We start from the raw sequence: 26596 nt of genomic DNA, 5'->3' as shown, positions 1-26596 counted from the left end.
AGGTGTAACACAGCCGGGCGGGCAAGTGTCACACAACGGCCCCCGCGCCGGTCCACCTCCTGACGGAAGGAGACACAGATGACCGAGAACGCCGCGCGGCTGCGGGACCTGCACCGTCCCGGAGACCCGCTGCTGCTGCCGAACGTGTGGGACGCCGCGAGCGCGAAGACCGTCGAGGAGGCCGGGTTCCCGGCGCTCGCCACGGCCAGCGCCGCGGTGTCCGCGATGCTCGGCTACCCCGACCACGAGGGCGCGCCGGTGGAGGAGATGCTCGCCGCGGCCGGCCGGGTGATCCGCGCCGCGTCCGTCCCGGTGACGGTGGACGCCGAGGCCGGGTACGGGCTGCCGGCCGATGAGCTGGTGGAACGGCTGCTGGCGATCGGCGCCGCCGGCTGCAACCTGGAGGACACCCGCGCGGGGACGCTGGCGGAGCCGGAGAGGCAGGCCGAGTACCTCGCGGCGGTCCGCGCCGCCGCGGGCGACGCCCTGGTGATCAACGCGCGCGCCGACACGTTCGTCGCCGGCCTGCCGGACCCGGTGGAGGCCGCGATCGCCCGCGGCCGCCTCTACCTCGAGGCGGGCGCGGACTGCGTCTACCCGATCGCCGCGCCGCCGGACACGGTCGCGACGCTGGTCAAGGGCATCCCGGGTCCGGTGAACGTGAACAACTTCCCGGGCTCGTCGCTCGCCGACCTGGCCGCCGCGGGCGCCGCCCGGGTGTCGTACGGGCCGGTGCCGTACCTGCGCGCCCTGGACTCGCTCAAGGAGTTCGCGGGACGCGTGCTGCGCAGGGAGGATCCGCACGCCTGACCGGGGCGGGGGCGCCCGGGTCCGCCGGGCGCCCTTGCAAGTGCTTGCTTACTGATGGCACAGTGATACGGAAATCGCTTCTCTGTACCAGGAGTGAGGCCCGGATGACCGCGACCGCCACGTCCACGGAACGCCCGCCGAAGATCGTCTTCGACGCGATCTCCGGCATGGCCCTGTCCGCCGCCGCCGCGAACGTCGTCATGCAGCTCTCCCGGCTGCCCGTCGGCCACGGCGTCGCCGAGAGCACCGTCGACAGCGGCCGCGTCGACAAGCACCCGCTCAAGCGCGCCCGCACCACGCTCAGCTACATCGCCGTCGCGATGCTCGGCAGCGAGGACGAACGCCTCGCCATGCGCCGCGAGGTCAACCGCTCCCACAAGCACGTCCGCGCGAAGGAGCCCGTCCCGTACAACGCCTTCGACCGCGAGCTCCAGCTCTGGGTCGCCGCGTGCCTGTACTGGGGCACCGAGATGATCTACACGATGCTCTACGGCGAGCCGACCGCCGAGCAGGTCGACGCCCTCTACCGGCACGGCGCCCGGTTCGGCACCACCCTCCAGATGACCGAGGACATGTGGCCCGCCGACCGCGCCGCCTTCGAGGAGTACTGGACCGAGTCCCTCAAGAAGATCGAGATGGACGACGTCACCCGCGGCTACCTGCGCGACCTCACCGACCTGCGCTTCTTCCCCGCACCGGTGCACTGGACGCTCGGCCGGCTGCACCGCTTCCTGACCCTGGGCTTCCTCCCGGAGCCCTTCCGCGAGGAGCTCGGCTACGCCTGGACGCGGCGCGACCAGGCCCGCTTCGACCGGTTCGCCCGGCTGCTGGCGCGCGCCAACCGCGCCATGCCCCGCCCGCTCCGCGAGTTCCCCTTCAACGTCTACCTGTGGGACGTTCGGCGGCGCATCAGGAGGAACCGGGCGATCGTCTGACCGGGCGATCGCCCGACCGGGCGCGTCACTTCCAGGCGCGGTCGAGGAAGCCGGCGACGAGCGGGGCGATCTCCGGCAGGTGGTCCTCGAGGGCGAAGTGGCCGGTGTCGAAGAGGTGGAGTTCGGCGTCCGGGACGTCGCGCAGGTAGGCGCGCGCGCCCGGCGCCGGAAAAAACGGATCGTTCGCGCCCCAGACGATCAGCGTCGGCGGGGTGTGCTTGCGCAGCCACGCCTGCCAGGCGCCGTAGTGCTCGACGTTGGAGTGGTAGTCGAACGCCAGCGCGACCTGGGCCTCCTTGCGTCCGGGCAGGTCGAGGAAGTGCTGGTCGAGCGTCCAGCCGTCCGGTGCGATCGCGGCGGGGTCGGCGACGCCCGACTCGTACTGGCCGCGCGTCCCCTCCGGGGTGAGCAGGCCGCGGATCGTCTCCTCGGCGCCGTCCTTGTGGGGGCGCAGGGCGATGAAGTCGCGCGCGCCGTCCGACAGGCCGTCCTCGTAGGCGTTGCCGTTCTGGACGATCAGCCCGGCGATCCACCCGGGGTAGCGCTCGGCCAGCCGGAAACCGACCGGCGCGCCGAAGTCGAAGACGTACATGACGAACCGGGACAGGCCGAGCCGCCGCACGAAGTTCTCGGTGACGTCGGCGAGGCGGTCGAACGAGTACGGGAAGCCGTCCGGGGCCTCGGTGTGCCCGAAGCCGGGGTAGTCGGGGGCGACGAGCCGGTAGCGGGAGCCCAGCACGTCGATGAGGCGGCGGAACTGGTGCGATGCGGACGGGAACCCGTGCAGGAGCAGCAGCACGGGCACGTCGGCGCGGTCGGGGACCGACTCCCGGTAGAAGACGCGGACGCCGTCGACGTCCAGGTGCCGGTGGACCGTCCGGGTCGCGGTGGGGAACGTCATGGCTAACGCCTTCCTTGGGTGAAGTTGCGTTAGTTATAGCCATGGACGATCTAACGCGTCAATTGGGAGATGTAGCATTAGGCGCATGAGCGATGTCATCCCGCTGACCGGGGAGCCCCTCGCCCTCGACCTGGTCAACACCCGCACGGCGGTCGGTGACCTGCTCGCCGCCCCGGACGACCTGCGCGCCTGGCTCGACCTCCAGGCCGATCGCCTCCCTGAGGCGCGGGATGCCGGCTCGCTCGACATACACGACGTACGTGCCATACAGGCCGTACGAGAGCACGTGGCGAACGCGGTCGAACGCGCCCGGCGCGGCGAGCGCCCGGACGGCACCGACCTGGACGCGCTCAACGACGCCCAGCGCGCCGCACCCGCCATCACCGAGCTGACCTGGGACGGCTCCGCGGTCGCCGCCCTGCGCCGCCGCTCCGGCCCGTGGGGAGCGCGGCTGGCCGCGGGGCTAGCCGAGGCCGCCGCCGGCCTGCTCGCCGACCCGGCGGTCACCCGGATCCGCCAGTGCGCGGCCGACGACTGCGTCCTGCTGTTCCTGCCCGCCCACCCGCGCCGCCGCTGGTGCTCCGCCGCCCGCTGCGGCAACCGCGTCCGCGTCGCCCGCCACTACCGGCGCCACAAGTCCGGCTGACGCGGTCGCGGTGCCCGGCGGGTGCCCGGCGGGTCTCAGCGGTGGGCGAGGACGTTGATCACGCGGCCGTCGGGGTCGCGGACGAAGAACCGCCGCACGCCCCACTCCTCGTCCTGCAGCGGATGGACGATCTCCGCGCCCCTCTCGCGCATCGCCGCGTAGGCCGCGTCGACGTCGTCCACCTCCACGCTGATGTCCGGGTTGACGGGTGCCGTCTTGTCCGCGGACATGAAGCTGATCTGCGCCGCCCGCTCCTCCGGGGACGCGAGCGTCATGATCCAGCCGTGGTTCATGACCTCCTCGAAGCCGAGCAGGCCGTAGAACTCGCGATTCTCCTCGACGGCCTCGGAACGGACAACGGGCATGACGCGGCGAACGGTCATTGGGCTGCTCCAGGGAAGACGTGTTCTCAGGGACGACGCTATGCGTCCGCGGCCCGACCGTCTTGGACGAATGGGAGCCGTGTCGCCTGGGCGCTCAGCCGTGGCGGTGGCGGCGTGCGGCATAGGCGGCCGTAACGGCGGCCAGCAGCGGACCCCACGCGACCAGCGGCAGGTAGCAGGCGTAGAGGATGGCGGCCTTGGCGCCGTGCGGCATCTCGGGGTCGCCGTCGCTCGCGAACCCGAACGCGAGCGGCGTCCAGATGAGCATCAACGCGATCGAACCGAGCGACGCGGGAACGATCGCGGCGAGCGGCCGGATCCGGCGGCCCCGCAGGACCGGCACCCAGCGCGGCCACACCTCGCCCCACGGCCGGACGAGACCGAGGCTGAGGAAGGCGAACGTCTCGGACGCCGCCGTCAGCGCGACCACGTACGGCAGCATGAACGAGGGGCCGTTCGCCGGGTCCTGCGACCCGGTGAAGCCGGCGGGCAGGCCGAGCGCGAACAGGATCCGCCAGATCCCGGCCGGAACCGCGCACCACATCGTCGCCTGCGCCGCCCAGTCGGCCCAGCGCGGCACCGGCCCCCGCGTCGCCGCGCCCGCGGCGTTGCCCGCCCGGCGCGTCCCGACGGCGGTCATCGGACGGCCCCGAGCGCGTGAGCGGTCGGCTCACCGGACCCGGTGGCCAGCATGGCTCCGGCGATGAGCGCGATCAGTGCGCCGACCACCACGATCTTGATCTTGGCTTTCCGGGACATCGCAGCCTCCAGTTCCTCGCGATGCCCCCAACACTCCCGCCCGGCCCGCCGCGCCCACCTCCCCCGCACGGGCGATCCCCTTCCCCCGCGCGGACGGCCCTGGGCCGCATTCCAAGGGTCACATCGTGATGATCTTCGTACGGGAATCAAATCTTCGTACGGGATCCGAGGGGATTTCGCGAGCAGCGATGAGTCGTGCGGCTTTCGGCGGTCGTACTGTCGAACCCGTTGCCGAGGAGGACTGCCGATGCGCAGCGTGACCTATTCGATGAGCGCCTCACTTGACGGCTACATCGTCGGACCGGACGGAGGCTTCGACTGGTCCGCGCCCGACGAGGAGGTCTTTCGCTTCCACATCGACCAGATACAAGAGGTCGGCGTCCACCTGCTGGGACGGCGGCTGTACGAGACGATGCTGTACTGGGAGACCGCCGACCAGGATCCGACCTTCGACGACTCCATGCTCGAATGGGCCGCGCTCTGGAATCCGCTCCCCAAGGTGGTGTTCTCCACCACGCTGTCGGCGGTCCAGGGCAATGCCCGCCTGGCCTCCGGCGGCCTGGTGGAGGAGATCGAGCGGCTGCGAGCCGAGCCGGGCGAGGGCGACATCGCGGTCGGCGGCGCGACTCTCGCTGCCGAGGCGGCCGCGTCGGACCTGATCGACGAGTACCGAGTCGTGGTGTACCCGGTGCTGGTCGGCGGCGGCCGTCCGTTCTTCCCCCAGCACGAGCGCCGGGTGGATCTCGACCTCGTCGAGACCCGCACCTTCACGTCGAAGGCCGTCTACCTCCGCTACCGCGTGGCGCGCTAAGGCTGCCGTCTCGGTTCGTTGACCTGGGCTGCTCCGGTTGTTGAGCCGGGAGCTGTTCTCGTGCGCTTGCCCTGGTTGCGCTCCAGGTCTTCTTCGTGGCGTTGGTGGTGCTGTGGTGTCACATTCCCGGGGGCCGTCATGGCGGCGGATGCATGGCGGTGGACGTCGTGCATGGCGTTCTGGGTGCGCTTCTGTGCTGGTGGGGTGTGCAGTGTTCGGGCAGCGGGAGTGGGCATGCGTAATGCGGGCAGAAGGGTGTTCGTGTCATAGGCGGAGGGGTTGGCCGTGCGGTGGGGTGGCGCTGGCGTACGGGGCCGCCCCTCCAAAGTCAAGGGCGCCTTCGGCGTCGCTTCGCGATGGACTTCGTCCACCCTTGACTTTGGAGCCTCTGCGGCCCCTGAGGCAGCGCCAAAGGGGCAGGCTCCGCCTGCCCCGCCCGGGTCGCGCCACCCCACCGCCCCCGAACCAGAGGACCAAGACCTGGGAGCGAGAGTGATGCAAGGAGAGGCTCTGACAAGCACGACGGACTTGGACCCCGCCGATTTCTACACGGGCATCGTCGCGGAGCTGTACCGACCGCTGAGGGCATTCTCTCCGGAGCCCGGGCCGTACGCGGCCTTCATAAAGGAAGCCGGAGGTCCGGCGTTAGAGCTGGGCTGTGGAGATGGCGATCCCTTACTTGAGCTGTGCCGACGCGGCCTGGAGGTCGACGGGGTCGACTCCTCGGCTGACATGCTGGACCGGCTTGGCCGCCGGGCACGCGAATACGGGGTTCGTGCCACCGTTTTCCACCAGCGCATGGAGTCGTTGAAGCTGTCGCGTCGTTATCGGGCGATCTTTCTGGCCGGGCCGACCTTCACCCTCCTTCCCGACGACGACGCCGCACTGGCCTCGCTGCGTGGCATCCGCGCCCACCTTGCCGAGGACGGCACTGCCCTGGTGCCCCTGTTCGTCCCCACGCTGACGCGGCTTGAGGAGATAGGCCGGGTGCGCACGGCGGTCGGCCCGGACGGCGCCGAGCTCCGGGTGTCCGTCCTTGCCGAGGAGCGTGACGAGGCCGCGCGGACCCAGACGGCACTGCTGCGCTACGAGCGCCACCACGGCGAGGACCACTCAGTGGAGGAGCGCCCCTGGATTCTGCACTGGTACTCCAGGTCCGATTTTCAGGCACTTGCTGCGGCTGCGGGACTGGTTGTTACTGCCGTTACCGATGCCCACGGAGCCCCTGCTCCCGCGAGTGCCTCCGACCTCAACTTCCGTCTCAAAGCCGCCGCCTGATCCAGCTCGCTCATCTCTCCTTCTCCCGGGAGAACTGACGCGGGCATGCCGACCCGCCCGTGATCCAGGGGGACCCGGGCGAGCCGGTGCTGTGGGGAGTGGCCGACTGGTTATGCGGCCCAGGTGATGGCGGGATCGGGTGGGCCGAGTGCGCCCGGCGGTCCGCTCCCGAGTTTGGTTCTTGATCTGGCGTCGGGTGGTGGCAGTAGCCGGTACACATACCGCCCGTCGGGATCTTTGCTGATGCCGATCTGGCGTGGGCTGCTGTGTTTGAAGCGGTTGTGCCACCCGCAGGTGAGCGTGAGCTGATCGATGTCGGTGGGGCTGCGGCCGAGGGCCCAGCCGTGGACGTGGTCGACCTCGCACAACGTCCCCGGGATCTCGCACTCGCGCACCGCGCAGGTCGGGTAGAGGGTTTCCAGGACCCGGCGTTGGGCGGGGCTGGCGAACCGTTCCCGATATCCCAGGTACAGGGGGTTGTGGCCGCGTCCCAGGATCAGGGGTGAGACTCCGGCCGCCAGGGCGATGCGGCGTACCTGCTCGGCCGGGATCGGCGTCCCGTCGATGAGATGGCCCGGGGCGTTGCCGCCGGTGAGGGTTTCCAGGTCGCAGATGACGGTGACCTTGGTGGCCTTGTGTCCGCCCGACAGCACACTCGACAGCGCCGCCGCCGTCCGCTCGGCGACATCGCGGTGGTCCTCGGGCCCGGCCGGCTTGGCCAGCGGAGCGAGTGTGCCGTCCCAGATGGCGGCGTCTTCGGCGTTCAGCCAGCCTTTGATGTAGCGGCCGCCGTCCAGCGAGCCGGTGCTGGTGATCCAGGACTTGGCGTAGCCGCGCTTGGCTTCCTCGGGTTCGCGGTCGGTGCCGTTGTTCTCGGCGATCACATCGCGGATGCGATTGCCGAACACTCCGACTTTCCCTGGTGAGAAGCCCTGGTCGACGAAACCCAGCAGGGTCCGTTCGGCCTCGGCGCACTCCTCCTCGTCCAAGCGGGCCACCGAGTCGCTGATGGTGGCGGCGTAGCCGTAGGACAGCTCCCCGGAGATGAGCCGCTCGGTCACCTGCGGCAGGCGATGCCGCTGCCGCGCCAACACGAGGCGCTCCTTGGCGCGGTTCTCGCGCATCCCCAGCCTCGACCGCAGCCACGCCCGCGTGGAAGGAAACCCCCAGCGTTGTTGTTCGCCGGTGGCGTCGACGCGGCCGATGAAACCGGCCAGTGCGCTTTCTTGCAGATCGCAGGCGGCGGCCAGGTCTTCGGTGAGTTCCAGGCACGCGGCCGCCGATTCCGGAGCCTCTCGCTGGGCGAGTTCAGTGGCGATCGTTGAGAGCGCGTTCACCAATTCCATGGTGGACGCGCCCGCAAGGTCGACCGTCACTGACTGCATACCTAAAGTGTACCCCAAGTGACCGACAATTGCGCGCCGAGAGGGGGGCTTCTTCTTTGCTGATCAGTGGAAAAATATTGCTCAGTGCGCCCCGGCTTCCTCCGCCTTTACCTGGTCGGCGAATTGTTCCTTTGGGGCGCTTTGTCGAGCACGCGTACGGATGGGGGCGGTGGGGTGGCGCGACCCGGGCGGGGCAGGCGGAGCCTGCCCCTTGGCGCTGCCTCAGGGGCCGCAGAGGCTCCAAAGTCAAGGGTGGACGAAGTCCATCGCGAAGCGACGCCGAAGGCGCCCTTGACTTTGGAGGGGCGGCCCCGTACGCCAGCGCCACCCCACCGCACGGCCAACCCCACCACCTATGACACGAACACCCATCTCGCGAACGCCAATCTCACGCGCACCCATCACGCGGAGACCCATCACATGAACATCGTCACACGCACGACCATTACACCCCGCACGAACAAACGAGCAGACCTGATGACGACTTCCCGCACAATCAAGCTTCATCAACGCATCGTTCATGACCTCCAAGTATTAGGTCGTCGGGCCGCGGCGTGTACGTCGACGACCTGTTCTGGGCTGAGTACGCGGCCGCGGCGGCGTAGCCAGCGGCGGAGGGCCTTCACGTTGGGCAGGACGGTGACGTCTTTCGGGCCGCCGTTCCGGACGGTGAAGTCTTTCGCGCCGACGAACACCACGACCGCATGCACCGGAACATGGCGTCCGCAGGCGGTGGCGAGCAGTGTCCGCGCGCGCTTGGCCTCGTGGCGGGAATTGCGCAGGTAGTCCACCTTGGTGGCGCCGACCATCATGCCGTTCTCCGCGACCCAGACCTTTCCGCGGGTGCTCTTGGTGTTGATCGTGACGACGCCGAACGGGCCGATCAGTACGTGGTCGATGTCGGCGCGCCGTTGCGTCCTACGGGAACGGCGTGCAGGACGTGCCAGCCGTGCTTGCGCGCCCATTTGTCGAGCTTGCCGCCCACGGTCCGTTCGGCCTTCGCGCCTACCGCGAAGTCACGGGACTCCGTGCGAGCGCCGAACATCGCGGCGAGCCATGCACGCCAATCGCGCAGCTCGTCGGAGCGGGCCTGGGCTGCGGCGCCGGCTCGGTTGAGTCCCAGATCGTCGTCAGGTTCGTCCGTGACTGCGGGCGACGGGATGGTCAGTGCCGACTCGGGATTGGCCGGGGGCGGCGGCGCGATGAGGTGCGGCGGCCCGGGTATGGACGGCGGGGGTTCGTTGAGGTTGTGGCATTCGGTGCGGACGGCGTCCCAGAACGGTGCCGCGAGTTCGGGAAGGTCGATCTCGTGGCGGCCCGTGCGAACGTCGTACCAGCCGACCTTCTGCTCGCCGCGTGACACGTAGATGCGCAGGTGGCCGTAACGGCGCCAAACCTTCGCCTCGAGATCGTCCACGACGTCCCCTAACGCGATCGTTGACGGAGATTGGCAGCCTATGTCATGGAGAAGCAGGGCGCCGGGGCTTCTGGACGGGCCAGACCGTCGAATGGTTACGGCCGCCGTCGGTAGCGTGGGCGCCGGAATCCCGGTCGGCGCCTTGGAGGCGGAAGATGGGCACGGTCGTTGTCGGCATCGTCGGGACGCTGCTCGGTGTCCTGGTCACCGGGACCCTGCAGCAATTGCAGGCGGCGCGGGCCCGGAAATGGACGCGAAGCGACTCGCTGACCGACGTCAAGCGGCGCGTCTACACCGAATACCTGCGGGCCGTCAGCGCGAGTTACGCCCAGGCGCTGTCGGGGAAGAGAGGCCGCCCGGACGATGCCGCGCTGCTCGTCGCGACGGCGGAGATCGAAATCCTCGCGGACGCCAGGGTGGCCGAGCCGGCCCGAAGGCTCGCGGACACCGTTCTGGAGGTGCACGCGCGGATCGCACGCGACGACGGCGTGACCGCGTCCGAGGTGGAGGACGTCGACCAGCGCCGCCGCGCACTCATCGGCCTCTTCAAAACCGATCTCGGCATCCCGACCCAGGCCGTGCCCACCGACTGAGGGTCTGGGCGTCGGCCGGGGGCGCGCCCACCGACTGAAGCCCTGCGTGTCGGCCGGGGCGTGCGCGGTGGCTGAGCGGCGCGCCCCGGCCTGCGGGTCAGTGGCGGGCGGTGATTCGGGTGGGCAGGGAGGCGAAGCCGCGGTCGTTGGAGGAGTGGATCCGCTCGGCGGCCGCCTCGTCGATCTCGTAGTCGGCGACGATCGCGGTGACCTCCTGCAGCGCGATGCGGGCTTCGAGGCGGCCGAGGTTGGCGCCGAGGCAGTGGTGGCGGCCGTTGCCGAAGGCGAGGGACGGGCCGGTGTCGCGGTCGAGGTCGAAGCGGTCCGGGTCGGGGAACACCGACGGGTCGCGGTTGGCGGCGCCGGTCAGCAGCAGCACCTTCGCGTCCGCGGAGATCTTGACGCCGTGCAGCTCGACGTCCTCGGTGGTGGTGCGGGCGAGGACCTGGGTGACCGGGTCCCAGCGGAGGGTCTCCTCGATCCAGTCGTCGATGCGGCCGCCGAACGCGCGGGCGCGCTGGTCGGGGTGCAGCCAGGCGGCGTGCCAGGCGTTGCCGAGCGTCAGCATGGTGGTCTCGATGCCCGCGCCGACGAGCAGGATCAGCACTCCGACGATCTCCTCGGGGGTGAGGCGGTCGTCGCCGTCCGCGGCGTCCAGCAGCCCGGAGAGCAGGTCGCCGCGGCGCTCCTTGGCGCGCTCGATCGTCAGGTCGGTGTAGTAGCCGACGAGGGCGCCGATGGCCTGCAGCGCCTCGGGCGGCAGGTCGTCGCCCTCCTCGCCGCGGTACATGATCGCCATGCCGAGGTCGCGGACCAGGCCGCGGTCGGCCTCGGGCACGCCGACCAGCTCGGAGATGACGTCGGTGGGGAAGCGGCCGGCGAAGTCGGTCATCAGGTCGAACGCGTCGCCGTCCAGGTGGGGGAGCAGGCAGTCGCGGGCGATCTCACGGATGCGCGGTTCCAGTTCCTGGACGCGGCGCTGGGTGAACGCGCGGGCCACCAGGCCGCGCATCCGGGTGTGCTTGGGCGGGTCCATGGCGACGAAGGAGAAGAACTTCTCCGCCTCGGGGCCCCAGAACGCCGGTTCGATGCGCAGCCCGTTCCGGCTGGAGAAACGCGCGGAGTCGCGGAGTGCCGACAGAACGTCGTCATACCGGGACAGCGCCCAGAAGCCGTCCGTTTCGTTGCGATGGACCGGTGACTTCTCGCGCAGTTCCGCGTACACCGGGTAAGGGTTTTCCTGAATCGCGAAGTCGAAGGGGCTGTAGAGGGGTTCCACCGTGTGCCTTCCCGGGTAGCCGATGCGCGATGGACCGATCCTGCCACGCATAATGGGGTCCTGGCATTTCACTTCCGTCGCGGTTTCGCGGCGGGCGACGAAGCGAGGCCGCCCTGGACACCGAGCGAGTTCCACCGGGCATCGACCCGACGAAGGCGCATCCCTCCCGCAGGTACAACTACTGGCTCGGCGGCAAGGACAATTTCGCGGTCGACCGGGAATCGGCGGAGATGGTCGCCTCGGCGTTTCCCACGGTCGGCCTGGCCGCGCGGGAGAATCGCGCGTTCATGCGCCGGGTGGTCGGCCACCTGGCGGGCGAGGCGGGGATCGGGCAGTTCCTCGACATCGGCACCGGGCTGCCGTCGGCGGGGAACGTGCACGAGATCGCGCAGGCGGTCGACCCGTCGGCGCGGATCGTGTACGTCGACAACGACCCGATCGTCCTGGTGCACGCCCGCGCGCTGCTGACGGGCGAGCCGGAGGGGCGGACGGCCTATATCGACGCGGACCTGCGCGATCCGGAGAAGATCCTCGCCGATCCGGACCTGCGGCGGACCCTGGACCTGTCGCGTCCGGTCGCGCTGATGCTGGTCGCGACGATGCATTTCATCACCGACGACCACGACCCGTACGGGATCGTCCGGCGGCTGCTCGACGCGCTGCCGCCGAGCAGTTACCTGGTGATGACGCATGCGACCGGTGACTATCTGACGCCGGAGGAGTACGCGGTGAGCGTGGAGGCGAACGAGCGGAGCGGGGTGCCGTTCCGGTTGCGCAGCCACGAGGAGTTCGCGCGTTTCTTCGAGGGGCTGGAACTGCTGCCGCCGGGTGTCGGCTCGGTCGTGGAATGGCGTCCGGAGGTGCCGGCGGAGGACCGTCCGGCGATCGAGGACGTCTCGATGCTGTGCGCGGTCGCCCGCGTCCCCTGACTCAGGTGAGGGGGAGGACGCGGCGGGCCTCGGAATGGGCCTGGTCGTGGATTTCCAGCGCGGTGGCGAGGGCGGCGTCCAGGTCGTCGAGGGTGCGTTCGACCAGGTCGAGGGCGTCGCGGGCGCGCTGGAGGCCGGACGTTTTGACGAGCGAGCCGCGGGCCAGGCCGTCCAGGAGGGCGCGGTCGGCGTCGCGGTAGAGGGTCAGCGCGGGCATCAGCCGTTCGGTGTCGGCCTGGAGCGCGGTGAAGCCGTCGGCGGCGGTGGCGAGTTCGGCGTGCTTCGCCTCCAGGGCGTCGCGTTCGGCGGCGAGGCGGCGCCGCGTGTCGGTGAGCTCGGCTTCGGTGGCGGCGGCCTTCTCGACGGTCTCCCGGAGCCGCTCGTCCAGTTGCTCCAGTTGCGCGCCGGTGAGGCGGAGCAGGGCGGTGGCGGACGCGGAAAGCTCTTCCTCCGCGTCGCGGGCGTCCTGCAACGCGGGCAGGCGGGCCTCGAACGCGTCGCGCTGGGCGCGGAGCGCGTCGAGTTCGACGCGTACGACGTCCAGGCGGTGCAGTTCGGCGAGTTCGGCGCGGACGGCGGCGTGCTCGTCGGCGGTCGCCTTCATCGCGTCCACGGCGGGACGCAGCTCGGCCAGCCGGCGGCGGTCGGCGGTGAGGTCCGCGCGCATCCGGGCGAGCTCGGCGGTGGTCTCTTCGAAGTGCGCGACGAGGTCGCGGCCGAGGTCGCCGCCGCGGGCGAGGGCGGGCATCGTCTCCAGCAGTTCCGGCAGGTCGTGGAGCGCCTCGTCCAGCTCGGAGACGAACCGGAACGCGGCGAGGTCGTCGCACGGCGGGACGGCGCGGGCCTCCTCCAGCGCGGCGGCCAGCGCGGCCTTCAGTGCGGCGAGCGCGTCGGTCATCGGGCGGGCCTTTCGAGGGGGACGGGCACCGGTTCGGCGTCGGGTGCGAGGGGGAACAGCACGACGACGGGCCCGCGGGTCGCCGCGCGCAGCCCGATCCGGTACGCGCCGGGCGGCAGCGCGCCGGCACGGCAGGGGGCGGGACGGCCGTCGACCTCGACCGGCAGCGTCCCGGCGTCGTCGAGCATGAGCGCGGGGGCGCCGAGCGCGGGCTCGCGGCGGTGGCACAGCAGCAGGTCGCGGCCGTTGAGGGCGGCGAACCGGCCGGGCCGTCCCGGCACGCCGATCTCGGCCTCGGTGGGCAGCCCGTCCCGGATCCGGTGGATCGGCAGCCGGACGTCGGGCAGCGGCGCCTCCCGGAACAGGCCGCCGGCGATCAGTGCGGCGCCCTCCACGGCGGCGTGCGGGCCGAGCCGGACGGCGTCCGGCAGCGCCTCGGCAACGAGCGGGAATTCGGCGAAACCGCCGGTCAGCACCGCGCGCGCGGACCCGGAGGGCCAGCGGGACGCCAGGGCCGCGAGCCGCGCGCCGACCGGCTCGAACGCCTCCAGCAGCGCCCCGGCGGTGATCTCCAGGTCGCCGGCGCGCAGCGCGAGCGCGTTGCGGAACAGCGCCTTCTCGCGGGCGGTGGCGAGCACGGTGGCGAGCCGCTCGGCGTGCTCGGCGGCGGACGCCGCGAACTCCCGGCGCCGCCCCGGCGCCACGGCCTCGGCGAACGCGTCGCCGCCCGCGCCCGCGTCGAAGGCGCCGTCCACGAGCCGGACGGAGTCGCCGAAGACCTCGCACAGCCCGAACCCGGTGCCGGACGCGCCCGCGTCGCAGACCAGGTAGCGGCCGGGGCCGGTGCGCGCGGCGGCGTGCGCGGCGACGGCGGCGAACCGGCCGATCAGCGTGGTCGGCCCGGCCGGCAGGACGGTCGCGTGCAGCAGTTCCTGCCGTGCGAGGCCGGCGCCGTGGTCGCGCCAGTGGTCGGGGACCACGCAGGTGACCGGCCGTCCGGTGCCGGCGGTCCGGGCGAGCACGGCCGGGATCGCGTCCGGTGGCGGCGTGCCGATCACGGTGAGGCCGGCGGACGTCCGGATCCGGGTGGTGGCGGTCCCGACGTCGACCGCCGCCGTCACGGCTTGCCGCCGCGGATCCACCGCCCGGGCTTGGACGCCTTGACGAGCTGCTGCGCCCACTCGGAGATCCGCCGCAGCCGGTCCCGGGTGTCGTCGCCGATCAGCACGTCGTCGTCCTCGCCGGGCCCGGCGGTGACGTCGATCAGCAGCAGCCAGAAGTCGATCTCGGCGACGGCGGTGGCGGCGGCCCGGGTGCGCAGCTCCGGGCCGAGGGCGTCCACCCGCGCGAACGTGCGGGCCAGGTCGAGGGCGCGGTTGACCGCGTCGGGCGCGCCGAGCTCGCCCAGCGACAGCCGGACCTCGTCGACGATCTGGACCACGGCGGCGCCGGTCAGCTCCAGCGGGCCGTCCAGCAGCATGCCGACGATCCGGTCGTTCGGCACGCCCCGGTACATCTCCTCCGCGCACAGCCTGCCGACGTGGTCGGCGGGGGCGTTGTGCGGCAGGTTCGTCAGCACCGTCATCAGGGACTCCTTCGCGAGTTCCGGGAAGCGTTGCGCGGCCTCGTGCCACCAGACCTGGTACTCGGCGACGCCGTCGAGGCCGGGCACGCGCGCGCGGGCGGCGAGCATCGCCTTCGCCAGCGGCCGCCCGTCGGCGACCGGCCCGGCGGTCAGGTCGCGGACCAGCGGCAGGACGGCCTCGGTCCCGCCCGGCGTCGCGGCCCAGCCGCCCGCCCGCAGCCAGGTCGCGAGGGCCTGGCGGCGCCGGTCGGCGCGCCCCTCCGGCATGGGCAGCCCCCATACCGAGCGGAATCCCTCCCGGTAGCGGGGGTGGTCCGCGGCGGAGCCGCCGGTCACGTGGTGCGGCGGCTCGCCGAGCCACAGCAGCAGGCCGTCCAGGACGCCCCGGTCGGCGGGGTCGGACGCCCGCACGCTCGCCAGCCGGCCGGTGAGCCGCAGCGCGTCCCCGGCGGGGATCCGGTCCAGGGAGGTCAGCCAGCCGGTGATGCCGCCCAGCACCAGGCCGAGGCGCCGGGCCTCGGCGGCCAGGGCGAGGACGTCGCCGACGCAGGCGGGGTCGTGCCCGGCGAGCCCGGCGAACCGTCCCGCGTCGACCGGGGTCAGCGGCACGAACAGCAGGTGGCGGAACAGCCCGAGCAGCGACTCGGGCAGGTGGTGGGTCAGCCGCGCGTACCAGTCCTGGAGCGGCTGCGCCGCGCCCCGCCCGAGGGCGGTCATCAGCGCGCACACGACCCGGGGGGCGCGGGGCAGCTCGCCGAGCGTCGCGGGCCACTGCGGGTCGGCCGGGGCGACCGACGCCGGGCCGATCACGTCCAGGACGAGCTGCCCGGCGGCCTCGGCGCCCGCCTCGTCCGCGCCGCGACCGGGCGGGACGACCAGCGACGCGAGCAGCGCGTCGGCGCCCCCGAGGTCGCCGGCGAGGTCGAAGTACGGCAGCGCCCGCTTCGCGCGCTCGGCGGGCGGGACGTTCCCGCCGTCCCAGACGAGCCCGCGCACGGCCGCGCACAGCTCCCGGAACGGCGTCACGGTCGTGCCCGCGATGTCCGTCCAGCACTTGCGCAGCAGCGGGACGTCGCCGGGTGCGCGCTCCTGGACGAGCGCGCGCAGGATCTTGCGGGCGTCCGCGTCGCCGAGTTCCCGGTACCGGCCGCCGTTCAGCAGTTCCCGCAGGTCGTCGGGGTCGTGCGCGCCGCGCTCGACCGCGCGCAGCACCGTGACGGGCCAGTCGAGCGAGCCGAGGATCCGCACCGCCGTGCCCGGGTCGGCGTCGGCGAGCGGCTCGGTGGCGTGCGCGAGGTGCGCGATGACGTCCTCGTGCGTGCGGCCCCGCTCTCCGAACAGGCCGGCGAGCATCTCCGCGTACGCCTTGCCGGCCGTGTCCTGCTCCGGCAGCCGCGGCGCCTGCCAGTCCAGTTCGGCGGTGCGCTCGCGGACCTGCCGCGCGAACGCCAGCGACACGTTCCGGTTGCCGCTCTGGTCCCAGGTCGCCGCGCTGAACCGGGTCCGCCAGCCGTAGGGCAGCAGGCTCGCGACGGCGTCGAGGAACTCCAGCCGGTCCCCGACGGCGAGGTCGCCCGCCCCGGTCACGGTGACGGGGCCGTCCAGCAGCAGCGCCGCCGCCGCGGCGACCCGCTGGACGCCGAACCGCCGGACGGCCTCGGCGGGCCGCGCCGGGTCGAGCGGCGGGACGCGCAGGTCGAGCCCGCCGGACGGGAACGGCGGCGCCAGCGCGGCCAGCGCCTCGCTCAGCCCGGTGAACGACACGGGCGTCCGCCGCATCGCCTCGTACGGGACGCACAGGTAGCGGGTCTCGGCGATGGGGCGGCCCGCGCCGTCGGCCTCGCCCGTCCAGTCCTCCAGCGCGACGCCGATGCGGGTGCCGTCGTCGGCGCCGCGCACCTCGCTGATGGTGATCCACGGCAGCGCGGCCGGGCCGGACCGTCCGGGCGACGGGGTGCCGAGCGCGTAGTGCCGCAGGATGTGCGCGTAGTCGGCGGCGGAGAAGTCGGGGCCGCCGCAGCCGGTGACGCGGTACTCGTCGTAGCTGCCCGGCGGCTTCCCGCGGATCGCCCACCCGGCCCGCAGCGCGGTCACCGGCCGGGTCATCGCGGTTCGCCCACGTTCCCGGCCAGCCACATGACCGGCTCCAGCACGTTGATCGGGGCGACGTCGCCGCGGATCCGGAACCGGTCCTCGCCGGCGAGGCCGTCCCCGCCGTCGGAGCGCTCGGCGATGTTCAGGTAGTCCTCCGGCAGGAACCGGTTCTCCAGCGGGTCGCGGTAGAAGCCGATCGCGGACGTCACGAAGTACCGGGTCCGGGACTCCCCGAAATGCGACCGGATGCCGTTGAGCAGCGAGTTCACCGGGTCGTGCGCGTGCGTGCCGCGGTAGAGGTCCTGGAAGAACTCCAGCGCCCGCGTCTCGTCCACCCGCGGCATCCCGAAGATGCTCGCCGGCGGCGTCACGTAGCCGAGCCGCACGGCCCGCTCGTACACCTCGGGGTGGTCGAACTTGGTGATGCAGACGGCCAGGTGGTGCGGGAGCTTGTGGTCGACGCCGCTGGTCCCGGCCAGCTCGGAGATCTGCAGGACCGTCCGCTGGAAGAACGCGTACGCGTCGTTCATCTCCCGCTCGCGGGTCGGGTCGAACAGGAACAGCAGCCCGTCGCAGCCCGCCAGGTGCCGGACGAGCCGCTCCTCGGCGTCGCCGCCCCCGCCGCCGTCGCCGGACCCGCCGTCATCGGATCCGGCGGAGCTGCTGAACCGCAGCCCGGACGACGGCGCGGGCGCGGCCCGGTCCTCCGGGCGGCTGCTGAACATGCCGCCGGGGGCGTCCATCAGGTCCAGCATCACCGTGTACGGGACGGGCCGGCGGCGCTTGAAGCGGAGCTTTCCGGTGTCCGGGCGGACCTTCTTGACGTGCGTGCCGTGCAGCTGCCAGGCCAGGTTCGGCGGCAGCTCCCGGGTCGCCGGGACGAACCGCCGCTCGATCTTCAGCTGCCGGGTGGTGTCGGCGAGGAACTCGGTGGACGCGCGGTTGCAGCCGACGAGCCGGACGTCGTGCTCGCCCTCCTCGGCGGCGATCCGCAGCGCCGCGAGGAAGGTGGTCTTCCCGCAGGTCGGCGCGCCCCACAGCCCGATGCGGCGGGGCCGCTCGGGCGCGGGCGGCGGCGGCCCGGCCGGCTCCTCGGGGCCGGCCTCCCCGGGCCGGGCTTCGTCGGGCGGGGTGGGTGCGGTCATGGCGGGCCTTTCACGGGGTCGCGCGGGAGAGGTCAGGGGACGAGGGGGAACGGCAGCGGCGGGGCGTCGTCGCCGGGCAGCACGCCGAGGATCTTGGCGAGGGCGGCGGCGTCCACGGAGTCGAGCCCGGTGCGGTGCGCGGCGCCGAGCACCTCCCATTCGGGGGCGTCGCCGCGCCCGCGGCCGGGCGCGGCGTGCGGGCCGGGCGCGTCGCGCGGGGCCGGCGCGTCGGTCACCGCGACGAGCCGCACCCCGGCCGCCTCCATCCGGGCCACGGCGTGCCGCCAGCTCAGCCGCCGCGGGCACGGCTCGACGGGCCGGAGCACGTCGCCGTGCCCGCTGCCCGGATGCGGCGGGCGGCCCGCGACGGTCAGCAGGACGCGGGCGCGGCCGTCGCGGGGGCCGGCCAGCAGCGCGGCGGCCCGGTCGAGGGAGTCCTCCAGCGGCGCCGCGCGCGGCCCGAACCGCTCGGACGGCGGGGACGGCAGGTCGGCGAGGGTGCGGGCGGCGTCGTCGGGCGGTTGCAGGGGGCCGCCGAACACCACGTCGCGGTCCTTGTGCTTCGGCTCGATCGGGTGGTCGAGGTGCCCGACGACGGCGACGCGGGCGGTGCCGCCCAGCTCGTCGCCGAGCAGTTCGAGCAGGTCGGCGACCAGGTCGCGGCGGCGCCGGGCGGTCTCGGGGCGTCCGCCCAGCTCCAGCACGCAGACCAGCTCGGTGGTGAACGCGGTGGCCGGCAGCCGGGCCGGGACGCGGCGCAGCAGCTCCGGCCAGGACGGCGCGTCGTCGCTCACGTCGTCCGGTTCGAGGAAGCGGACGCGGCCGGGGCCGTCGAGCGCCACGCGGACCATGCCGGACGCGCCCCTCGGCATCCGCGCCGAGACGATCCGGATCGGCTCGGGCGGATCGTCCCAGGTGACGACCGCGAGCGCGGTCTTCTGGTCGGGGACGCCCGGCACGCGGCGCACCCGCACCGCGGTCTCGTCGCCGGCGCGCGCCCCGGCCGGGAACAGCGGCAGCCGGACGACCTCGGCGGAGCCGTCGGCGGGCCGCGCCCGCAGCGCCGCGAGCCCGTAGGGGCGGGCGATCGGGCGTTCCGCGACGATCCGGCCGAGCAGCGCGGCGGCGTCGCCGTCCCCGGCGTCCGGGCCCGCCGCGATCCGGACGTCCGGCAGCAGGTCGGTGAACGCCCGGACGACCGCGTCCGGGAACGGCATGCCGGGCATCGCCGTCATCACCGCGGTGTCGACGGACGTGCAGTACCGCCGCACCAGGTCGCCGACCGCGCCGCCGATCGTCGCGTCCGCCCACGCCGGGTCGATGCCGGACGGCCCGCCCGCGAGCTGGAACCGGCGCCGCACCGCGTCCCGCGCCAGGCCGGGCAGGAGGCCCGGCCACGGCACCGACGCCAGCTCGCGGAAGCCGAGCGGGCCCGCCGCCGGGACGCCGCCCGTCACGAACAGCCGGACCCCGGCGTCCTCCACGGCGACGACGACGAGCGCGCGGTGCGGGCCGAGCGCGTCCAGCACCGCCGCCAGCGGCGGGCGCACCGCCTCCCGGCCCGCGGCCGCCGTGCGCCGCGCCGCCTGCCACTGCGTCTCGCTCGGACGGCCCCGCAGGTGGGAGGCGTACGGCAGCCAGTCGTCCCCGGCGCGCGCCGCCGCCCGCAGGTCGAACTCCAGCCGCGCCTCCGACAGCGCGGCCTCGGCGGCGGCCCGGTCCGCGCGGCCCGGGCGCCACGGACCGGCGAGCGTCCACCCGCACACCGCGCACCGGACGTCCCGCCGCGCCGCCGCGTCGTTCACCGCGGTCGCGTCGACGGGCACCGTGCACAGCGGGCAGCGGCCGTCAGCCGAGTTCATCGGGCACATCCTCCGGCAGCAGCAGGTTCAGCATCCGCGCGTCGGCGTCCGGGCGGTCCACCACCCGTTCGGCGAGCCGCGCCTCCATCCGCTCCAGCAGCCGGCGGACGGTCCGGCCGTTGCCGAACCCGGGCCGCCGCGCCGCGCCCGCCAGCCACGCCCGCGCCGCCGGGAGCGTCGCGGGATGCAGCTCGTAGCGCTGCCGTTCCGCCATCGACCGCAGGATCTCCAGCAGGTCGTCGACCTCGTAGGCGGGGAACTCGATGGTTTCGGAGAACCGGGAGCCGAGCCCCTCGTTCGCCGCGACGAACCGGCGCATCGGCTCCGGGTAGCCCGCCGCGATCACCGCGAGCCGGCCGCGATGCCGCTCCATCTCCTCGACGAGCGTGTCGATCGCCTCCTGCCCGAAGTCGTTGTCGCCGCCGCCGGTCAGCGCGTACGCCTCGTCGATGAACAGCACCCCGCCGAGCGCCCGCTCCACGGCCTTGCGGGTCAGCGGCGCGGTCTGCCCGACGTAGGACGCGACCAGCCGCGACCGCCCCGTCTCCACGACGTGCCCGCGCTCCAGCAGCCCCATTTCCTTGAAGATCCGGCCGAAGTGCCGCGCCACCGTCGTCTTCCCGGTGCCGGGCGGGCCGGTGAACAGCAGGTTCGGCGCGACGACCTCGCCGTGGCCGCGCAGCCGACGCAGCCGCAGCCGCTTCACCAGCACGTCCGCGCTCCGCTTCACCTGCGCCAGCCCGATCATCGCGTCCAGCTCGCCGAGCAGCTCGGCAGTGTCCTTCGGCACGGGGCGCGCGTCGCGGCGCAGCCGTTCGGGCAGGTCGCGCGGCTCGAGCGGCCGGTCGCGGTCGTCCTTCACGCGCCGCGCCCAGCGCGCGGCCGTCTCCTGCGTGACGTCCCGGACGGCGCGCGCGTTGCCGAACCCGCGGCCGCGCGTGCGGTGCAGCTCCGCGATCGCCTCGCCGAGCGCCGTCTCGAACCCCTCGCCCCACGCCATCCCCATCGGACGCAGCTGCCGTGCCGCGATCTCCGCCAGCTCCGCGGGCTCGTAGTCGGGGAACGCAATGACGTTCTCGTGCGGGAACCGGCTGCGCAGGCCCGGGTTGCTGTCGAGGAATTCCTGCATCTCGTCGGGGTAGCCGGCGACGATCACCACGAGTTCGGCGCGGTCGTCCTCCATCCGGGCGAGCAGCTCGGTTATCGCCTCGCGGCCGAACCCGTCCGCCTGGTCGCTCAGCTCGTACGCCTCGTCGACGAACAGCACCCCGCCGAGCGCGCCGTCGACCACTTCGCGGGTCTTCGTCGCCGTCTGCCCGACGAACCCCGACACCAGGTCGCTCGCCCGCACCGACCGGACCCGACCGTGCCGCAGGATCCCGAGCTCCCGGTACAGGTCGCCGACGATCCGCGCGACCGTCGTCTTGCCCGTGCCCGGATTGCCGGTGAAGACCAGATGGTGCGACACCGGTTCCGTGCCGGCGGGCGGCCGGTACCGCAGGCCCTCCAGGTGCCGCTTCACCGGCTCCAGGCCGACCAGCTCGCCGAGGCGGCGCATCACGTCGCCGTCCGCGACCGTCCCGGCGATCCACCCGTACCGGTGCAGCTCCTCCTGCCCGAGCGGCGTCCCCTCCGCCGCCATCCGCCGGCCGAGCCGCCGCTCCCAGGTCTCCAGCGGGACGTCCTGCGCCGCCATCGCGCGGATCGTGCCCGCGAGCCTTGTCCAGTCCGCTATCTGGAGGTTCTTCTGGATCCTGAGGCGGTGCACGAGCCGCGCCAGCTCCGCCTCGCCGGGCGGGCGCAGCAGGCCGGGACGCGCCGGACGCCGCTCCTCGCCCTGCACCACCTGCACGAGCCCCGGCAGGTCGCGGCTGCCCTCGGCGAACGCGCGGACCTCCGCCAGCGACGCCCCGCCGAACACCAGCACGCAGATGTTGCGGCTCCCCGGCCGGAACTCCAGCCACCGCTCCAGCGCGGCGGCGAACGGCGCCCGCGCCTCCTGCCAGCGCTCCAGCACCTCCAGCTGCTCGACGACGACGGCCGTCGGCGTCGACTCGTCCAGCATCAGGCTCCGCAGCATCCGCACCGCGAACGCCCCGGACATCGCCCGGTTCTCCGCCCGCGCCGGCGCGGCGGGCGGGCGGCGCAGGCGGCGGCGCCCGAGCGGGCCGCTGAAGCCGGGGCGCATCACCGACGCGTCATTCTCCGATCGGTCTTCTGCTTCGGGGTCGGCGGGGAGGCGCCGCGACGCCGCGTCCCGGACGGTCAGCGTCGCGTCCAGCGAGAAGAACACGATGCGCTCGTAACCGGCGTCGTGCAGCGCCTCCCACACCGCGCTGCCGAGATCGTGCTGGCGGTAGAGGCCGTCCACGAACGCGTCCTTGACGCCCGGCCCGTACAGCGGCAGCACCGACTCGCCCTCGCGCGCCGCGTCGCGCAGCGCCCGCAGCCGCTCGGGCACCGTGTCGCGAGGGTCAGCGCTCATCGGCCCCTCGGGCGCGCACCTCGGCCCGCTTCGCCGCCGCGCGCTCGCCCGCCGCATGCTCGGACGCGGGACGTGACAGCGCCGCGAAGTCGCGCAGCCCCGGATCGGGCTCACCGCCCTCCTCCGCCGGGTCGCCCGCGTCGAGGCCCTCCGCGCGCAGCGCCCGGCTCACCGCCATCGACCGCTCCCGCCGCGCCGCCTCGTCCGGATCGTCCTCGTACGACAGGATCCGCAGCGTGAAGCCGGACCCGTCGCCGTCCGGCGCCACCTCCACCACGACCTCGCCGCCGTCCGCGCGGTGCCGCAGCCGGCTGAAGAACGCGCGCCGCTCGTCCCCGGCCGCGTAGGTGTTGTCCGACCAGGCGAACCCCTGCCCCTCCAGCACCTCCACCACCTGCTCGGCGACGTTCACCCGCAGCTGCGACGCGACGATCCGCGCCGCGGCCCGCTCGACCAGCGCGTCCAGCCGTCCCTCGTACTCCGGCGCCGCCTCGGTGATCAGCGCGCGCAGCTCGGCGGCGTCCAGCGGGCAGGCCGGGTCGGCGACCAGCTCGACCCGCCGCGCCACCTCGTCGCGCAGCTCGCCGAGCCCGCCGTCGGTCCAGTGGTCGACGTCCAGGACGGTGCCCGGGTCGGCCTCCGGCACGGGACGCTCGGCGTTGTCCTCGATGGTCGCCGCGACCGTCCGCAGCACGGCCAGCGCCTCCGCCCGGACCGCCTCCCACTCCAGCGCGAGCCGCTCGACGTCCGCGCGCAGCTCGCTCAGGTCGAGATAGAGGTCCTGCACCTGGCTCAGCGAGTACCCGGCCGCGTGCGCCTCCAGGTTCCCCCGCGCGACGGCCAGCCGGGACGCCAGCCGGGCCAGCCGGCCGGGGGCGAACCGGTCGTGCGGCAGCGTGTCGCGGATCGCGTCGTGCATCGTCCGCGCGTCCTCGAACAGCCGCCGCGCCGTGGCCGCCGCCGCGTCGCTCTCGCCGCGCAGCTCGCCGACCCGCGCGTCGACCGCCGCGAGCCCGGCGCGCCGTTCCGCCCGCTCCCGCGCGATCTCCGCGGCGAGCCGTTCCCCCTGCTCCGCCAGCCGCTCGCGGCCTTCCGCCAACTGCCTGCCGTGCTCGCGCAGCCGCCGGCCGGTCTCCTCCTCCAGCTTCGCGGCCTGCTCGCTCAGCCCGGCGAGCGCGCGGCCGGTGCCGTCCTGCCGGGCCTCGGTCTCGCGCCGCACCCGCTCCACGTCCGCGCGGGCGGCCCGCTCCACCTGCCGCAGCAGCCGCGGCATGTCCCGCCGCACCTTCGCCAGGTCGCGGGCGGACGCCTGCGCGTCCCGCCACGCCGCCGCGTCCACGGAGATCACCTTCGCGCCGCTCATCGGGACTCCTCGTCGCTCGTGGTGAAGCCTTCGGCCAGCGCGCGGGGCGGCACGCCGACCAGCAGCGCCTCCCCGCCGCGGACCCGCACCTCCGCGCGGCGCGGGCCGTCCCCGAGGGCGCCCGCCGCGTCCGCCAGCCGGGCGGTCAGGTGGTGGACGCGCTGGTTGGCGCTGCCGCGCAGCCCCCGGTCGTCGTTGCGGGACCGCACGTACCGGCCGTCGATCAGCACGTCGACCTCGGCGAGCAGCGCCTCCGCGTCCGGGCGTCCGGCCAGTTCCTCGCGCCGGAACCCGGTGAAGCAGATGACCGACAGCTCGCGTCCGGCCCGCGCCGCCCGCACCATCGCCGCGAGGCCGTCCGCCTGCGCCATCGGCTCGCCACCCGACAGCGTGAGGCCGGTGACGTCCGGGTCGGCCAGCAGCTCACGGGCCAGCTCGTCCGGCGCCACCTCGCGGGCCTGGCGGAACGGGATCCAGTCCGGCGCGATGCAGCCCCGGCAGCGGAACGGGCAGCCCTGCACCCACACCACCGAACGCAGCCCCGGCCCGAGCGCCCGCGTGCCCACGCACGTCTCCGCCACGTTGATCACTGGCGCCGGCCCTGCCACCAGTTCGTCAGCGGCCCGAAGAGCTGGTCGCGCCGCGACCGGCGCGTGGCGTCGCGCAGATGACCCTCGTAGCCGGACGGCTCGAACCGCGGCGCCTCCGCCGGCGTGCCTCCGAGCCGTCCGCCCGCGCTCGGGCCGGCGCCGTAGGGAGCTGCGCCACCGAACGAACCGCCTCCGTTCGGAGCGCCCCCGTACGGCGCCGCGCCGCCAGCGTCGACGTTGCCGCCGTACGGCACCGCGCCACCGGCGTCGACATTGCCGCCGTACGGCGTCGCGCTGCCGCCTGCCCCGGCTCCAAAGGAGCCGCCGCCTCCGAAGGGCGCCGCGCTGCCGCCGGCACCGGAACCGTACGAACCGCCGATCGGATCACCGGCGCTGCCGCCGCCGAACGGCGCCGCGTTGCCGCTTGCGCCCGCGCCGTACGAGCCGCCGGGCATGCCGTTCACCACGCGCACGTTCGAGCCCGCGCCGTTCGAGCCGCTGCTCGCGAAGCCGCCGTTCCCGCCGGACGGCACCGGAGGATCGAACGCGAGACCGCCCGGGCTCCCGGACGGCATGCGGCGGTCGTAGCCCGGCTCCGTCCGGACGTACCGGTCGAGGTCGGCGGGGATCCGCGCCATCTCGCGCCGCTTCCACTCCTCCAGCGCCGCCTCGCCGACCTCGCCTTCGGCCATGGCCGTCCGCTGCGCGAGGTCCGCCAGCACCGCGCGGCGCGCGTCGTAGACCAGCCCGGCGTACTTGACGTCGTCGGCGGCGCGGACCCGCGCCACGTCCGCGTCGCGCCGGGCGAGGTGCGCGCCGGTCTCCCGGTTCTCCCGCTCGTGCGCCGCGACGAGATCGTCGTAGACGGTCGGCGGGCCGAGGATCTGCATCATCTTCACCAGCACCGGCAGCAGCTCGATCGCGATGAACATCAGCGTGACGAACAGGTGCGCGGTGCCGATCGTCCCGTTCTTCTGCGAGAGCCGGTCGAGGGCCTCCAGCCGCAGCGCCATGCCGTCGGAGTCGCGGGTGTCGGCCGCGTGCTGCGCCTGGAGCGCGGACTGCTGCTTCTTCAGCCGGGTCAGCTCCGCCGTCACGCCTCGGCGCCGCCCTGCCCGTTCAGCTCGTTCCGCGCGTCCTGGACGCCCTTGGTCTTGAGCTGCGCCATGTAGTTCTTGAGCTGGGTGTCGGCGGTGTCGAAGTCGCGCTTGGTGTCGTTGTAGTCCTGGATGCGCTTGCGGGCCTCCGGGCCGAGGCCGGCGCGGCCCGTCCCGCACTGGCCGAGCTGCTCGCAGGTCAGCTTCTCGCGCCGCTGCTCCAACTCCTTCTGCAGCCGGTCGCGCTTGTCCTGGAGCTGCTTGAGGGTGGGGTCGGCGTCCGGTGTCGCGGGCAGGCCGCCCGCGGTGATCTGCGCCTCGAGCTGCTGTTTGCGCTTCTCCAGCCAGTCGATGCGCTTGCCGACCTGGTCGCCCGCGGTCTGCGCCTGGTACTTCGACTCCGCCTCGGCGTGCAGGACGTTGACCTCCTGCGAGATCTCCGGCGCGAAGATCTGCAGCACGATCGGCATCGACAGCACGAACCCGAACAGCAGCGCGAGCAGCAACCGGGGCAGTGCCAGGAAGACCACGCCCATCTTGCTGGCGGTCCGCGTCATGGAGGCGACCAGCCAGCGGTCCAGCGACAGGATGCCGAGGAACCAGCCCGCCGTCAGCAGCACGATCACCGGCCACGGCGCCTTCAGCGCGATGTGCAGCGCCGCCGCCATCGACACCCCGGCCAGCGCCGCCGTGAAGATCACCACGCTGCCGAGACCCTGGAAGCGCGCCTTGTCGGTGGGTGTCTGCCGCAGGATGTCCCGGTTGACGCCGGACGCCCACAGCAGCGGGGAGAACCGCTCCCCGCCGCGCCGCCGGCCGGGCTCCGGGGGTCGGCGGCCGGGCTCCGGGGCGGGCGTGCTCGCTTCGGTCATGTGCTCGGCCCTCACTGGACGCTCGGTCGGGGGGACAGGGGGGAGCCGGTCCGCGGTGGGAGGGGAGGCGCGCCGGAGCGCCGCGCGCAGCCGGCCGGGCGCGCGGCGGCGCAGGACGCCCGCGCGCAGCGGTTCGGCGCGCTCGTCGGCGTTCTCTACGGGAGCATCGGGCGCGCGCACGTCCGCGCGGACGTGCGGGGGTACGACCCGTGCACCCGGTCGTTCCGGTATCGGCACCCCGTCATTGGGCATCCCAGGCCGCGGGACCCCTCCCGGTGAGCCCCCTCCGCCTGGTGCGCCCGGGTCGCGCATGCCCCAGGACGGGGGGCGCGGGTGCCCGCCCGGCTCGTCCTCCAACGCCATTCGCACCTCCGCCGTGGCGTTCGGCCACCGGTCCGCCGGACATCCACCGGACGGCATGCGCGGGCCGCGATGCCACCGGCTTTCAGTTGTGACGCATCCCTTACCGAGAGGGTTCG

Annotated in this window: 23 protein-coding genes and 1 pseudogene; 7 read left to right on the top strand and 17 right to left on the bottom strand. The window is 73.6% G+C overall.

The features are described from left to right. Positions 1-78 precede the first annotated feature (78 nt). Both QP089_RS13250 and QP089_RS13245 read left to right on the top strand, forming a co-directional pair. Complete coding sequence (locus tag QP089_RS13250; protein WP_285911852.1) at positions 79-810, top strand: isocitrate lyase/PEP mutase family protein; 732 nt, start codon at positions 79-81, stop codon at positions 808-810. Between the two features lie 104 nt (positions 811-914). Beyond that, positions 915-1745: an oxygenase MpaB family protein gene (locus QP089_RS13245; protein ID WP_285911851.1), complete on the top strand. Its 831-nt coding sequence runs from the start codon at positions 915-917 to the stop codon at positions 1743-1745. 25 nt (positions 1746-1770) lie between these two features. Here QP089_RS13245 and QP089_RS13240 read toward each other — a convergent pair whose 3' ends face one another. Continuing rightward, positions 1771-2646 carry an alpha/beta fold hydrolase gene (locus tag QP089_RS13240; protein ID WP_285911850.1) on the bottom strand — a complete coding sequence of 292 codons (876 nt, stop codon included), beginning with the start codon at positions 2644-2646 and terminating at the stop codon, positions 1771-1773. Positions 2647-2731: 85 nt separating this feature from the next. Between QP089_RS13240 and QP089_RS13235 the strand changes: the two genes are divergently transcribed. Next, the gene (locus QP089_RS13235) at positions 2732-3292 is read left to right on the top strand and encodes a CGNR zinc finger domain-containing protein (RefSeq protein WP_285911849.1); all 561 of its coding nucleotides are present in this window, start codon (positions 2732-2734) and stop codon (positions 3290-3292) included. A 35-nt stretch (positions 3293-3327) separates the two neighbouring features. Here the strand turns inward: QP089_RS13235 and QP089_RS13230 are convergent, their stop codons facing one another. From QP089_RS13230 to QP089_RS13220, 3 genes are all read right to left on the bottom strand, one after another. Beyond that, a complete protein-coding gene (locus QP089_RS13230; RefSeq protein WP_285911848.1) occupies positions 3328-3675 on the bottom strand; it encodes a VOC family protein in 348 nt (115 codons plus the stop codon). Between the two features lie 94 nt (positions 3676-3769). Next, on the bottom strand, positions 3770-4315 hold the full coding sequence (locus QP089_RS13225) for a hypothetical protein (protein WP_285911847.1): 546 nt from the start codon (positions 4313-4315) through the stop codon (positions 3770-3772). Beyond that, positions 4312-4434: a hypothetical protein gene (locus tag QP089_RS13220; RefSeq protein WP_285911846.1), complete on the bottom strand. Its 123-nt coding sequence runs from the start codon at positions 4432-4434 to the stop codon at positions 4312-4314. Before QP089_RS13220 ends, QP089_RS13225 begins: the two co-directional genes overlap by 4 nt. 247 nt (positions 4435-4681) lie before the next feature. Between QP089_RS13220 and QP089_RS13215 the strand changes: the two genes are divergently transcribed. After that, a complete protein-coding gene (locus tag QP089_RS13215; RefSeq protein ID WP_285911845.1) occupies positions 4682-5245 on the top strand; it encodes a dihydrofolate reductase family protein in 564 nt (187 codons plus the stop codon). Between the two features lie 528 nt (positions 5246-5773). Beyond that, the gene (locus tag QP089_RS13210) at positions 5774-6523 is read left to right on the top strand and encodes a class I SAM-dependent methyltransferase (RefSeq protein WP_285911844.1); all 750 of its coding nucleotides are present in this window, start codon (positions 5774-5776) and stop codon (positions 6521-6523) included. Between the two features lie 110 nt (positions 6524-6633). Here the strand turns inward: QP089_RS13210 and QP089_RS13205 are convergent, their stop codons facing one another. The 3 genes from QP089_RS13205 to QP089_RS13195 all read right to left on the bottom strand — a co-directional run bounded on the left by QP089_RS13205 (position 6634) and on the right by QP089_RS13195 (position 9325). Then, positions 6634-7908: an HNH endonuclease signature motif containing protein gene (locus QP089_RS13205; protein ID WP_285911843.1), complete on the bottom strand. Its 1275-nt coding sequence runs from the start codon at positions 7906-7908 to the stop codon at positions 6634-6636. 518 nt (positions 7909-8426) lie between these two features. Then, a complete protein-coding gene (locus QP089_RS13200; RefSeq protein ID WP_285911842.1) occupies positions 8427-8873 on the bottom strand; it encodes a nuclease-related domain-containing protein in 447 nt (148 codons plus the stop codon). Then, positions 8792-9325, bottom strand: a complete 534-nt coding sequence (locus QP089_RS13195; protein ID WP_285911841.1) for a hypothetical protein — start codon at positions 9323-9325, stop codon at positions 8792-8794. The genes QP089_RS13200 and QP089_RS13195 overlap by 82 nt, the downstream gene beginning before the upstream one ends. 155 nt (positions 9326-9480) lie before the next feature. On the opposite strand from QP089_RS13195, the gene QP089_RS13190 reads away from it, so the two are divergent. Continuing rightward, positions 9481-9918: a hypothetical protein gene (locus tag QP089_RS13190; protein ID WP_285911840.1), complete on the top strand. Its 438-nt coding sequence runs from the start codon at positions 9481-9483 to the stop codon at positions 9916-9918. A gap of 97 nt (positions 9919-10015) precedes the next feature. Here the strand turns inward: QP089_RS13190 and QP089_RS13185 are convergent, their stop codons facing one another. After that, positions 10016-11143 carry a cytochrome P450 gene (locus QP089_RS13185; protein WP_285911839.1) on the bottom strand — a complete coding sequence of 376 codons (1128 nt, stop codon included), beginning with the start codon at positions 11141-11143 and terminating at the stop codon, positions 10016-10018. Between the two features lie 119 nt (positions 11144-11262). Here QP089_RS13185 and QP089_RS13180 point away from each other — a divergent pair, with 119 nt between their 5' ends. Then, positions 11263-12126 (top strand): SAM-dependent methyltransferase, encoded by an 864-nt coding sequence (locus QP089_RS13180; RefSeq protein ID WP_446474027.1) that lies wholly within the window; start codon positions 11263-11265, stop codon positions 12124-12126. Between the two features lies 1 nt (position 12127). Here the strand turns inward: QP089_RS13180 and QP089_RS13175 are convergent, their stop codons facing one another. The 9 genes and pseudogenes from QP089_RS13175 to QP089_RS49025 all read right to left on the bottom strand — a co-directional run bounded on the left by QP089_RS13175 (position 12128) and on the right by QP089_RS49025 (position 26117). After that, positions 12128-13024 (bottom strand): coiled-coil domain-containing protein, encoded by an 897-nt coding sequence (locus QP089_RS13175; protein WP_285911838.1) that lies wholly within the window; start codon positions 13022-13024, stop codon positions 12128-12130. Beyond that, on the bottom strand, positions 13021-14145 hold the full coding sequence (locus tag QP089_RS13170) for a hypothetical protein (RefSeq protein ID WP_285911837.1): 1125 nt from the start codon (positions 14143-14145) through the stop codon (positions 13021-13023). Before QP089_RS13170 ends, QP089_RS13175 begins: the two co-directional genes overlap by 4 nt. After that, positions 14142-16715, bottom strand: a complete 2574-nt coding sequence (locus QP089_RS13165; RefSeq protein ID WP_285911836.1) for a hypothetical protein — start codon at positions 16713-16715, stop codon at positions 14142-14144. Before QP089_RS13165 ends, QP089_RS13170 begins: the two co-directional genes overlap by 4 nt. Next, positions 16712-17848: a hypothetical protein gene (locus QP089_RS13160; protein WP_285911835.1), complete on the bottom strand. Its 1137-nt coding sequence runs from the start codon at positions 17846-17848 to the stop codon at positions 16712-16714. Before QP089_RS13160 ends, QP089_RS13165 begins: the two co-directional genes overlap by 4 nt. 32 nt (positions 17849-17880) lie before the next feature. After that, positions 17881-19710 (bottom strand): hypothetical protein, encoded by a 1830-nt coding sequence (locus QP089_RS13155; protein ID WP_285911834.1) that lies wholly within the window; start codon positions 19708-19710, stop codon positions 17881-17883. Next, entirely contained in the window at positions 19697-22195 is a 2499-nt protein-coding gene (locus tag QP089_RS13150; RefSeq protein ID WP_285911833.1) for an AAA family ATPase, read from the bottom strand. The genes QP089_RS13155 and QP089_RS13150 overlap by 14 nt, the downstream gene beginning before the upstream one ends. Then, a complete protein-coding gene (locus QP089_RS13145; RefSeq protein ID WP_285911832.1) occupies positions 22185-23558 on the bottom strand; it encodes a hypothetical protein in 1374 nt (457 codons plus the stop codon). The genes QP089_RS13150 and QP089_RS13145 overlap by 11 nt, the downstream gene beginning before the upstream one ends. After that, positions 23555-24124, bottom strand: coding sequence for a 4Fe-4S single cluster domain-containing protein (locus QP089_RS13140; protein ID WP_285911831.1), 570 nt, complete (start codon positions 24122-24124; stop codon positions 23555-23557). Before QP089_RS13140 ends, QP089_RS13145 begins: the two co-directional genes overlap by 4 nt. 20 nt (positions 24125-24144) lie before the next feature. Then, positions 24145-26117: pseudogene (locus QP089_RS49025) on the bottom strand (DUF4407 domain-containing protein). Positions 26118-26596 lie beyond the last annotated feature (479 nt).

It is taken from the genome of Actinomadura opuntiae (assembly GCF_030283205.1).
Lineage (GTDB): Bacteria > Actinomycetota > Actinomycetes > Streptosporangiales > Streptosporangiaceae > Spirillospora.
This window is presented reverse-complemented; position numbering and strand designations above follow the sequence as displayed.